The sequence below is a fragment of the Streptomyces sp. SID3343 genome, from assembly GCF_009865215.1.
In the GTDB taxonomy this organism is placed as follows: domain Bacteria; phylum Actinomycetota; class Actinomycetes; order Streptomycetales; family Streptomycetaceae; genus Embleya.
The window spans coordinates 63,860-74,234 of record NZ_WWJX01000336.1 but is presented as its reverse complement, the minus strand read 5'-3'; the positions used below and the strand labels follow the sequence as shown (position 1 = coordinate 74,234).

At 70.6% G+C, this 10,375-nt stretch carries 9 protein-coding genes and 1 pseudogene; 9 read left to right on the top strand and 1 reads right to left on the bottom strand.

Translation table 11 applies throughout. From position 1 onward, the window contains the following. The 9 genes and pseudogenes from GT354_RS11360 to GT354_RS11320 form a co-directional block, all read left to right on the top strand. Positions 1 to 430: pseudogene (locus GT354_RS11360) on the top strand (hypothetical protein); the annotation flags it as partial. Between the two features lie 142 nt (positions 431 to 572). Then, entirely contained in the window at positions 573 to 917 is a 345-nt protein-coding gene (locus tag GT354_RS11355; RefSeq protein WP_020554881.1) for a YbaB/EbfC family nucleoid-associated protein, read from the top strand. A gap of 308 nt (positions 918 to 1,225) precedes the next feature. Continuing rightward, positions 1,226 to 1,825, top strand: coding sequence for a recombination mediator RecR (gene recR / locus GT354_RS11350; protein WP_161356151.1), 600 nt, complete (start codon positions 1,226 to 1,228; stop codon positions 1,823 to 1,825). Continuing rightward, entirely contained in the window at positions 1,818 to 2,438 is a 621-nt protein-coding gene (locus GT354_RS11345; RefSeq protein ID WP_161356150.1) for a DUF5063 domain-containing protein, read from the top strand. Before recR ends, GT354_RS11345 begins: the two co-directional genes overlap by 8 nt. Positions 2,439 to 2,903: 465 nt before the next feature. After that, positions 2,904 to 4,172, top strand: a complete 1,269-nt coding sequence (locus GT354_RS11340; RefSeq protein WP_161356149.1) for an aspartate kinase — start codon at positions 2,904 to 2,906, stop codon at positions 4,170 to 4,172. Continuing rightward, a complete protein-coding gene (locus tag GT354_RS11335; protein WP_161356148.1) occupies positions 4,169 to 5,236 on the top strand; it encodes an aspartate-semialdehyde dehydrogenase in 1,068 nt (355 codons plus the stop codon). The genes GT354_RS11340 and GT354_RS11335 overlap by 4 nt, the downstream gene beginning before the upstream one ends. Positions 5,237 to 5,818: 582 nt before the next feature. Then, on the top strand, positions 5,819 to 6,406 hold the full coding sequence (locus GT354_RS11330) for a SigE family RNA polymerase sigma factor (protein WP_161356147.1): 588 nt from the start codon (positions 5,819 to 5,821) through the stop codon (positions 6,404 to 6,406). Beyond that, positions 6,403 to 7,413, top strand: coding sequence for a hypothetical protein (locus GT354_RS11325; protein ID WP_161356146.1), 1,011 nt, complete (start codon positions 6,403 to 6,405; stop codon positions 7,411 to 7,413). Before GT354_RS11330 ends, GT354_RS11325 begins: the two co-directional genes overlap by 4 nt. Before the next feature lie 220 nt (positions 7,414 to 7,633). After that, positions 7,634 to 8,425 (top strand): SURF1 family protein, encoded by a 792-nt coding sequence (locus tag GT354_RS11320; RefSeq protein ID WP_161356145.1) that lies wholly within the window; start codon positions 7,634 to 7,636, stop codon positions 8,423 to 8,425. Positions 8,426 to 8,521: 96 nt separating this feature from the next. Here the strand turns inward: GT354_RS11320 and GT354_RS11315 are convergent, their stop codons facing one another. Beyond that, the gene (locus GT354_RS11315) at positions 8,522 to 10,375 is read right to left on the bottom strand and encodes a prolyl oligopeptidase family serine peptidase (RefSeq protein WP_161356144.1); all 1,854 of its coding nucleotides are present in this window, start codon (positions 10,373 to 10,375) and stop codon (positions 8,522 to 8,524) included.

Genomic DNA, 10,375 nt, shown 5'->3' with positions numbered 1-10,375 from the left:
GCCGCCGACCCAGTCCGCACAGCCCGCCGCAGCGCCCGCGCCGGCCCCCGGAGCCTGGCCCGGAGCAGCCGCACCGCTGCCGCCGCAGGAGCCGCCCGCCTACGCACAGGGCCACCAACCCCCGGCGCAACCGACACACCAAACGCACCCGCACCCGCAACACCCGCGCCCGCAGCAGCAGTCGCCGCAGTCGCAACAGACGCGCCCCCAACCACCACAGCCACCACAACCGTCGCAATCGACCCCGCGCCCCCCCGAGCCCGCTCCGCCCGCCCACTCCGCCTCGCGCCAGGTCACCGACCCCGGCTTCCCCGAGGACTTCGGCCGCTACGACGACGAAGACCTCGCCGACGACGGTGGGATGTCCACGCACGAGCTTCTGGCCCGAGAGCTGGGCGCGACGATCATCGACGAGTCGCCGACCACGTGAGCGGCCCCGGCCGACGTGTTCGGCCGGCCCGCGCCGCGCATCGGCCCCACTCGGAGCCGTAGGCTCGACCGCAGGACGGGCGCGTTCGCGCGTACTTCCCGAGGCGGTGTGAAGCCGTGTCCGAGCGACGAAGGGTGTCCAGGTGTTTCCCGGTGGTGGCCAGCCCGACATGCAGCAGTTGCTGCAGCAGGCGCAGAAGATGCAGCAGGACCTCATGGCGGCGCAGGACGAACTCGCGCGCACCCAGGTGACCGGAAGCGCCGGTGGCGGCCTGGTCACCGCGACCGTGTCCGGGGCCGGCGAGCTGTTGGCTCTGGAGATCTCGCCGTCGGCAGTGGATCCTGAGGATACGGAGACCCTCGGCGATCTCATCGTCGCCGCGGTGCGCGACGCCAACCGCGCCGCCTTGGAGATGCAGTCCCAGCTCATGGGCCCGCTGGCGCAGGGCATGGGTGGCGGCGGCCCGTTGGGGCTGCCCGGCATGTGAGCCATCGCCCCACCGTCGCCCGGAACACCGGATTACCGGAACATCCGGAACATCCGGAACATCCGGAACATCCAAAACACCGGAACATCCGGAACACCGGAATCGCGGCGAAGCTGGAATCGCGGGCGCCGGAACACCGACAGACCGCAGGCCGCAGACCAGCAGACCGACAGACCGGAGCGCGCCCCCACACCCGCCCACCCCGCACCCGGCACACCCCGCACAGAGGCGATGCCCACCGACACGAAACAATGCACACCCGACCCGAAGACATGCGCACCCGCACCGAACGAACAGGGAGACGGTAGGTGTACGAAGGCGTCGTACAGGACCTCATCGACGAGCTGGGCCGACTGCCCGGTGTAGGGCCGAAGAGCGCGCAGCGCATCGCCTTCCACCTGCTGGCGGCCGACCCCGCCGACGTCCGGCGCCTCGTGCACGCCCTCACCGAGGTCAAGGACAAGGTGCGATTCTGTGTCACATGCGGCAACGTGGCGGAATCGGAGCAGTGTCGAATCTGCCTCGATCCGCGGCGGGACGTCGCGGTCATCTGTGTGGTCGAGGAGTCCAAGGATGTCGTGGCGATCGAGAAGACGCGCGAGTTCCGCGGCCGCTATCACGTACTCGGCGGGGCGATCAGCCCGATCGAGGGCGTGGGACCGGACGACCTGCGGATCCGTGAGCTGATGGTCCGGCTGGCGGACGGTTCGGTGACCGAGTTGATCCTGGCCACCGACCCGAACCTGGAAGGAGAGGCGACCGCTACATATCTGGCGCGCCTGTGCAAGCCGATGGGTCTGCGGGTGACCCGATTGGCGAGTGGCCTGCCGGTCGGGGGAGACCTGGAGTACGCCGACGAGGTCACGCTCGGGCGTGCCTTCGAGGGGAGACGACTGCTCGATGTCTGACGACCTGAACGAATTCACCGCCGAGATCGCCGACCAGATCGACAGCTTCGTGCTCGCGGTCACCGAGGTGGCCAAGGGTGAGGAGCCGGAGCAGGCGGTATCGATGCTGCTCCTGGAGGTCTCGCAACTCATGCTCGCGGGCGGCCGGCTCGGTGCGATCGCCGACGTCGTGCCGGACGACCGTTTCGAGCCCGACTCGGGTCCCGATCCGGACGTCGACGCGCTGCGTTCCGCGCTGTCGCGCCTGCTGGAGCCGATCGACGTCTACTACGAGGTCTTCGACCCGTATGTGCCCAAATCCAAACCCGTCGCCGCGCGCCTGTCCGACGATGTCGCCGACGTCGTGGCCGACCTCGCGCACGGGCTCGCGCATCATCGGGCCGGACGGGCACACGAGGCGCTGTGGTGGTGGCAGTTCTCGTATCTGTCCAACTGGGGTGCGACGGCCAGTGCCGTACTGCGGGCGTTGCAGTCCGTGGTGTCGCACGCGCGCCTGGACGATCCGATCATGGAGAGCCAGGATCCGGCCGGACGCGCCTTGGCCGACGAGTTGGTCGAGGAGCTCGCCGAGCAACTCGACGACGCCGTGGTGCTCGGCGGCCCCCACACCTGAGGTTCGGGCCGGCCCGAACGCGGTCCGGGCCATCGCACCGACTGCCCGGAACCACGGCGCGCCGGCCCGGAAGAACGCTTGGCGGCCGGCCCGATTCGAAACGCTTCGCGCCGGACGAGGAACGCCGTACGCGGCACCGAGACAACGCGGCACCGAGACAACGCGGTACGCGGCACCAGGGCAACGCCGTACGCCGCACCGAGACAACGCCGTACGCGGCAGCCAGACAACGCTGCACGCGGCACCAAAGCAAGTGCCGTACGCCGCACCAAGAAAACGCTGCACGCGGCACCGGGAGAAGCCCCCGCCCCCCGCCCGGCACCGTGCTCCGCCGTCCCGACATGGGCGTTCGGTTCCGACTGCCCGCTTAGTGATACATACATCTCACAATGTGAATAAAGCTTTGACCACTCTCTGCCCTAGTTAGACTGTGCCTTCCGCACAGATACGAAGCGAGGAGCGCACGTGGGCCTTGTCGTGCAAAAGTACGGCGGCTCCTCCGTCGCCGATGCCGAAGGCATCAAGCGCGTGGCCAAGCGAATCGTCGACACCAAGAAGCAGGGCCACGAAGTGGTCGTGGTGGTGTCCGCGATGGGCGACACGACGGACGAGCTGATCGATCTGGCGCAGCAGGTGAGTCCCATCCCTTCCGGGCGCGAGCTCGACATGCTGCTCACCGCGGGTGAGCGGATGTCGATGGCGCTGTTGGCGATGGCGATCAAAAACCTGGGCGTCGACGCACGGTCGTTCACCGGCAGCCAAGCCGGTGTGATCACCGACGCGGTCCACAACAAAGCGCGCATCATCGATGTGACGCCCGGTCGGATCCGCTCCGCCCTCGACGAGGGCGCGATCGCGATCGTGGCGGGGTTCCAGGGCGTGTCCCAGGACACCAAGGACATCACCACGCTCGGCCGCGGCGGCTCGGACACCACCGCCGTCGCGCTCGCGGCGGCCCTGGAGGCCGAGGTCTGCGAGATCTACACGGACGTGGACGGCATCTTCACCGCCGACCCCCGTGTGGTGAAGAAGGCCCGGAAGATCGACCGGATCAGCTACCAGGAGATGCTGGAGCTGGCCGCGAGCGGTTCCAAGGTGTTGCACCTGCGGTGCGTGGAATACGCGCGGCGCTACGACATGCCCGTGCACGTACGGTCGTCCTTCTCGGGACACGTCGGCACTTGGGTGACGGATGTACCCGAAGGGGACGACATGGAGCACGCGATCATCTCCGGGGTCGCCCACGACACCAGCGAAGCGAAGATCACGGTGGTGGGGGTCCCGGACAAGCCGGGCGAGGCCGCGAAGATCTTCCGCGTGCTGGCGGACGCCGAGATCAACATCGACATGATCGTGCAGAACGTCTCCGCGGCCTCCACGGGCCGCACCGACATCTCGTTCACGCTGCCCATGGCGGACGGTCAGAGCGCCATGGAGGCTCTCACCAAGTCCCAGTCCGAGATCGGCTTCGAGTCGCTGCGCTACGACGACCAGATCGGGAAGATCTCGCTCGTCGGCGCCGGCATGCGCTCGCACCCGGGCGTGACGGCCAAGTTCTTCGAGTCGCTCAACAGCGCGGGGGTGAACATCGAGCTGATCTCCACGTCGGAGATCCGGATCTCGGTGGTCTGCCGCGCCGATGGCGTTCCGGCCGCAGTACAGGCCGTGCACACCGCGTTCGGCCTGGACGACCTGTCCGGCGAAGCCGTCGTCTACGGAGGTACCGGTCGATGACCCGCAACGACAAGCCCACCCTGGCCGTCGTCGGCGCCACGGGCGCCGTCGGCACGGTGATGCTCGAACTGCTGTCGAACCGGCAGGACGTGTGGGGCGAGATCCGGTTGATCGCGTCGGCGCGTTCGGCGGGCAAGAAGCTCGTCGTGCGCGGCGAGGAGGTCGAGGTCGTCGCGCTGAGCGAGGAGTGCTTCGAGGGCGTCGACGTCGCGATGTTCGACGTGCCCGACGAGGTCTCCGCGCACTGGGCGCCGATCGCCGCGGCCAAGGGCGCGGTCGCGGTGGACAACTCCGGCGCGTTCCGGATGGACCCCGAGGTTCCGCTCGTGGTGCCCGAGGTCAACGCCGCCGCGGCGCGCGTGCGTCCGCGCGGCATCATCGCCAACCCGAACTGCACGACGCTGACCATGGTCGTGGCCCTGGGCGCGCTGCACGCCGAGCTCGGCCTCAAGGAACTCGTCGTCGCGTCCTACCAGGCCGCCTCCGGGGCCGGTCAGCCCGGCGTCGACGCGCTGCGCGAGCAGCTCGCCAAGGTCGCCGGCAGCTCGACGCTGGGCACGCAGCCCGGCGACGTGCGGCGCGCGGTGGGCGACTTCGGGCCGTTCCCGGCGCCGCTCGCGCTCAACGTGGTGCCGTGGGCGGGTTCGCTCAAGGACGGCGGATGGTCGTCCGAGGAGCTCAAGGTGCGCAACGAGTCGCGCAAGATCCTGAGCCTGCCGAACCTGAAGGTCTCCGCGACCTGCGTGCGCGTCCCGGTGATCACCACGCACTCGCTGTCAGTACACGCCGTCTTCGAGAACGAGGTGTCCGTGCAGCGGGCGCACGAGATCCTCGCCGGCGCTCCCGGGGTCGTGCTGTGCGACGACCCGGAGAACGGCGAGTTCCCCACGCCGGCCGACGTGGTCGGCACCGACCCGACCTGGGTCGGTCGGGTGCGCCAGTCGCTGGACGACCCGTTCGCGCTCGACATGTTCATGTGCGGTGACAACCTGCGCAAGGGCGCGGCGCTCAACACCGCGCAGATCGCGGAGGTCGTCGCGGTCGAACTGGGCGAGCGGGCCTAGCCTTTCGGCGCCGAGCACGAATTTCCTGCGGCCTCAGGCGCGACGCCCGTTCGGCATCGAGCACTGCTTCGCTTCGGCCTCGACGGCGACGCCCCTTCGGCCTCAAGGGCGATGTTCCTTCGGTCTCGAGACCGACGCCCGTTCGGCATCGAGGGCGACGCCCGTTCGGCATCGAGGGCGACCGGCCTTCGTACCGGGCACATCGGGCGCGAAGCGCTTCACGTCGAGCGCGACGCGTCCACAGGCCCAGCGCAACGCCGTTCGGGCACTGAGCGCGACATTTTCGGGCCCGGGGCACAGCGCCTCTCGGCCCGGATACGACGCTTGAGGCCCGCGTGCGTGGCGCCTTCGGGCCTTGTGTACAACGTTTTTCGGTACAAAGCACGACACGGCGGCAGCCGGTGTTCCGACGAGGGACGCCGGCTGCCGTTCGTGCACCCGTCCTCCCGGACGCGAGTAGCTGACTGCACGTCACCAGGCCCACTACGGTGGGCGGATGTGTGGATGAGCCGACGACCGTCCCCGGATCGCAGGCGTATACAACCTTCCCGGGGGGTCGGGTGTCCAACAGTCGTGGCAGAAATGGTCGTGAGGGCAGAACCGGTGATGCGCCCGGTTCGGTTGCCCGTGGTCGGCGCGTTGGATCTGGGCGTTTCGGGAGCTTCCGTGTCCTCTGATGCGGGTGTGTCCATCGACGTGCTCACCGAGACCTACCGCGCCCACTATGGTTCGTTGTTGCGTTTGGCTTCCCTGCTGCTCGACGACACGGACTCCTGCGAGGACGTGGTGCAGGAGGCGTTCGTACGAGTGCACACCGCCCGACACCGGCTGCGCGAGGCCGACAAGACGCTCGCCTACCTGCGGCAGACGGTGGTGAACCTGTCGCGGTCGACGTTAAGGCGACGGATCATGGGCATGCGCCTGTTGTCCAAACCCGAGCCGGAATCGGCGAGCACGGAGGACGGTTCACGGCATGTGTTGGAACGCGACGTACTCGTACGGGCGTTGCGCGAATTGCAACGGCGGCAGCGAGAAGTGATCGTGCTGCGTTACTACGCTGACCTGACAGAGGCTCAGGTGGCCGATCTGCTCGGGCTGTCGGTCGGCTCGGTGAAGGCGTACGCCTCACGCGGACTGGAAGCCCTCCGGGCCCGGATGGAGACGCCGTGACGAACGACCCGAGGACCTCCGGTCCCGATCCCGACGACCTCGCGGAAGCGGTGCGCCGGAGACTGCACGAGGCGGTCGCCGACGTCCGACCCGCGCCGGACGCGCTGGATCGGTTGCGGGTGGCCGTCCCGGCGCGGCGGCGCAGGCGTCGGGCGACGACGACGGGCGCGATCGGCCTGGCCGCGGCGCTGATCGTCGCCGCCCCCATGCTGCGTACGGCGACGCAACCCGACGACACGGCCGAGAGCAACGTCGGGCAGACCAACGCGACCAAGCCCGTGGAGGGCGACGCCCGTCCCGCACCCACCAACGACGGGCTCACCGTCGGGGGCGCCGGCGCCGTCGGGCAGAGCGTGCCGCCGAGCAGGCCCCCGGCGTCGCCGACCGCCGGAGCCACGGCGTCGCCCACACCGACGACGTCGCCGAGTGGCCAGAGCACCGCGTCGACGCAGCCGACGGTGCCGGTCACCGCCCCGCCGACGTCGGCTCCGCCGGCGTCCTCCGCGCCGCCGCCACCCCCGCCGCCGCCCGCGTGTCAAACGACGGATCTGATAGGCGAGGACGCCCGGATCGGGACTTTGGGCGCGAACGGCTTGGCGTACGGCGTGCTCCAGTTGCGCAACGCCGCGGCGAAGGACTGTGCGGTGTCGGGCCCCGGTGTGGTGGTGGTGTCGTCGCCGCCGGGCAACCCCGTGGTGCAGGTCTCGGTGGTCGACCACGTACGAGGCGATGTCGCGACCGCGTTGCCGCAACCGGTTTCGTCGGCTTCGGGTATCACGCTCAAGCACGACCAGACCTACGAGTTCCAGTTCGCGTGGCAGCCACAGGCGCCGCGCGAGGACGGTACGTGCGCGGTGGACGCGCCGCCGGCTCCGGAGCCGGCGCTCGGGTACACCCTCGCGTCGGGGGACTTCACCGTGGCCAAGGTGCGGCTGACCCCGACGTGCGGTGGCACGTTGTACCGGACCGACATCTATCGGACGGGGGACTACCCGCGCGTGGGGTGAACGGGTGGGACGCGCGTGCGGGACACGCGTGAGGCGAGGCGTGCAGGCGGGGCGGGCAGACGGGGCGGGCACGGACACGGTGGGTGGGGCGGGGCCCGCGTTCGGGGGCGCTGAGGCCGCTCACGGCGGGTGAGTGGCGTGCGGTCGACCGGTGAGGGATACGGGCGCGGGGCGGCACCCGAGCGATCGGTGCGTGGCGGCGGACGGTTACCTTTGGGGGGTGTACCGGTTCCTGCTCCAGCCCCGGTGGTTGGTCTTCCATGTGATCGTGCTCGTCGCGGTGCCGGTGTGCGCGGCGCTCGGACTGTGGCAGTTCCACCGTTACGGCGAGCACAAGGCGTCGGGTGACACCGGGGAGAAGGTGTCCGCGGCGCCCGCGGTTCCGCTCGGTGAACTCGTGCCCGTCGGCGGCAAGGTGGAGACCGGCGACCGCGGCCGGGCCGTGACGGTGGCCGGGAGCTACGATGCGGCGCGGCAGGTGGTCGTGCCGGGGCGTCGACTCGACGGGCGGACCGGGTCCTATGTGGTGACCCCGTTGATCGTGCCCGGTGGCGCGGCGGTCGTGGTCAACCGCGGGTGGGTCGCGGGGACGAACGTGCCCGCGCCGCCGGTGGGGCCGGTCACGGTCACCGGTCGGCTGGAGTGGTCGGAGGCCGAGCACACCTCGGACGCGGACCGGGCCACCGACCTCAGGGCCGGGCAGATCTCGATGATCAGTACGGCCGAGCTCGTCAACGTGGTGCCCTACCCGCTCACCGACGGCTTCGTCGCGCTGACCACGCAGACCCCGCCGGCCGATTCGGCCGCGCTCGCGCCGATGCCGCCGGTCAAGGATGCCGCCGGCGGCGGGATGTCCGGGCGCGCGTGGCAGAACCTGGGCTATACCGCGCAGTGGTTCGTCTTCGCGGGCGCCGCGGTGTTCCTGTGGTGGCGGGTGGTCCGGCGCGAGGCCGAGGAACGCGAGGAGGCCCGCGAGGCCGAGGTCCTCGCGGAGTTGGGCGTCACGACCTGACGGTCGGGTCCGGCCTCGACCCCGTCACTTCGCCGCACTCCGCGGTCCACCCCGGCCTCGCCACCCTACGGGCCCTGCTCGCCGGCGCCCTCGGCCTTACGCCGGGTCGCGCACCGGGAGTCCGATCACCCGGTCCACGAACGCGAACTCCTTGCGGAGCTGGCGGATGCGCTCCTCGACGACCAGCGAGCCGTGCCCGGCGTCGAAGCGATACACCTCGTGCGGCTTGTCGAGCTGCTCCAGCCGCTCGACGTAGTTCTCGATCTGCCTGATCGGGCAGCGCGGGTCGTTCTCGCCGGCGCTGATGTACACCGGTACGCGCACCCGGTCGACGTAGGTGATCGGCGAGGACGCCGCCCAGCGCTCGGGTACCTCTTCGGGCGAACCCCCCAGCAGCGTGCGGTCCATCGCCTTCAGTACGTCCATCTCGTCGTGGTACGCGGTCACGTAGTCCGCGACCGGCACCGCGGCCAGGCCCAGCGCCCACGCATCGGGCTGGACGCCCAGACCGAGCAGGGTCAGGTAGCCGCCCCACGAGCCGCCGGAGAGCACGAGCCGCTCGGGGTCGGCGAGTCCGGACTCGATCGCCCACTCGCGCACCGCGCCGATGTCCTCCAACTCGATCAGGCCGATCCGCACGCGCAGCGCGTCCGTCCAGTCCTTGCCGTAGCCGGTCGAGCCGCGGTAGTTGACCCGCACCACCGCGAAGCCGTGGTCCACCCAGGCCGCGACGCCCGGCGCGAAGTGGTCGCCGTCGTGGGCGGTGGGCCCGCCGTGGATCTCGAACACGGTCGGGAACGGGCCCTCACCCTCGGGCTTGGACACGAGCGCGTGCACCGTGCCGCCCGGACCCTCGACCCACGCGTCGGACACCGCCACCGAGCCGGGCGGGCGCTCGCCGGGCGGGGTCAGCACGACCTCGCCGGTGGTCGAGCGCAGCTCCGACGCCGTCGCGCCGCTGGACCAGTGATACTCGACGCTGCCGTCGGGACGCGCGCCGGCGCTGCCGATCGTGCCGGGCGGGGTCTCGATCCGGCTGAGTTCCTTGCCCGTGAGGTCGTAGCGGTACAGCTCGGAACGACCCTGGAAGTCGTGCTCGATCAGCAGCGCGCGCCCGTCCGGGTACCAGTCGGCGGAGACGTCGCCCGGCAGGCCCAGGTCGATCTCGGACTCGGTGCCCGTCAGCGGCTCCCACACCATCGGTTCGTCGCGGCCCCGGCGCTGGTGGATCACCAACATCCGCTGGTCGCCGGCGACCGGGGAGAAGCCCATCGAGGACAGGTCCGAGTCGGGCGGGCCGCCCTCGGGGCCGTCGTGCAGGTCGGCCACGGGGGAGCCGTCCAGGGTCAGCACGCGCAGCGACGAGTGCATCGCGTCGCCGTGCTCGTTGTGCGAGATCGCGAGGTAGGCGCCGTCCTCGGACAGCGCGGACAGCCACGCCGACTCGACGTGGCGGTACACCGTCACGGGCGCCGAGCCGGGCCGCGTGACGTGGATCGAGGAGCCCTCGTCGTCGGTCATCCGCCCGACGATCGCGGTGCCGTCGTTGGCCAGGCCCAGGCCCGCCGGGTAGGACGGGTCGAGCCCGGGGACGGCGACCTCGTCGGGGCCGCCCGCAAAGGGCTGGCGCATCCAGACGCCGAGCTCGTCACCGTCGGTGTCCGCGAACCACCAGATCCACTTCCCGTCCGGGCTGATCCGCGCCGACCCGGTGCCGTTGGGGCGGTCGGTGACCTGGCGTTGCTCGCCGGAGACGCGGTCCCACGCGTAGACCTCGTAGGTCCCGGAGGCGTTGGACACGAACACGGACTTCGCGGGCGCGTGGTCGGCCCATCGCGGCAGGCTGACCCGGGCCGCGCGGTAGCGGCGTTCCCAGGCGGGGGCGGGCGCGGGAGTGGTGGGCTGGGGGTTTTCGGGCTCGGGGATCTCGGTGCTCTCGGAGGCGGCCAT

Excerpts from the sequence above, each read along its gene's own strand:
- GT354_RS11345 (WP_161356150.1), top strand. The coding sequence starts at position 1,818 with ATGTCTGACGACCTGAACGAATTCACCGCCGAGATCGCCGACCAGATC.
- GT354_RS11335 (WP_161356148.1), top strand. The coding sequence starts at position 4,169 with ATGACCCGCAACGACAAGCCCACCCTGGCCGTCGTCGGCGCCACGGGC.
- GT354_RS11330 (WP_161356147.1), top strand. The coding sequence starts at position 5,819 with ATGGTCGTGAGGGCAGAACCGGTGATGCGCCCGGTTCGGTTGCCCGTG.
- GT354_RS11315 (WP_161356144.1), bottom strand. The coding sequence starts at position 10,375 with ATGGCCGCCTCCGAGAGCACCGAGATCCCCGAGCCCGAAAACCCCCAG.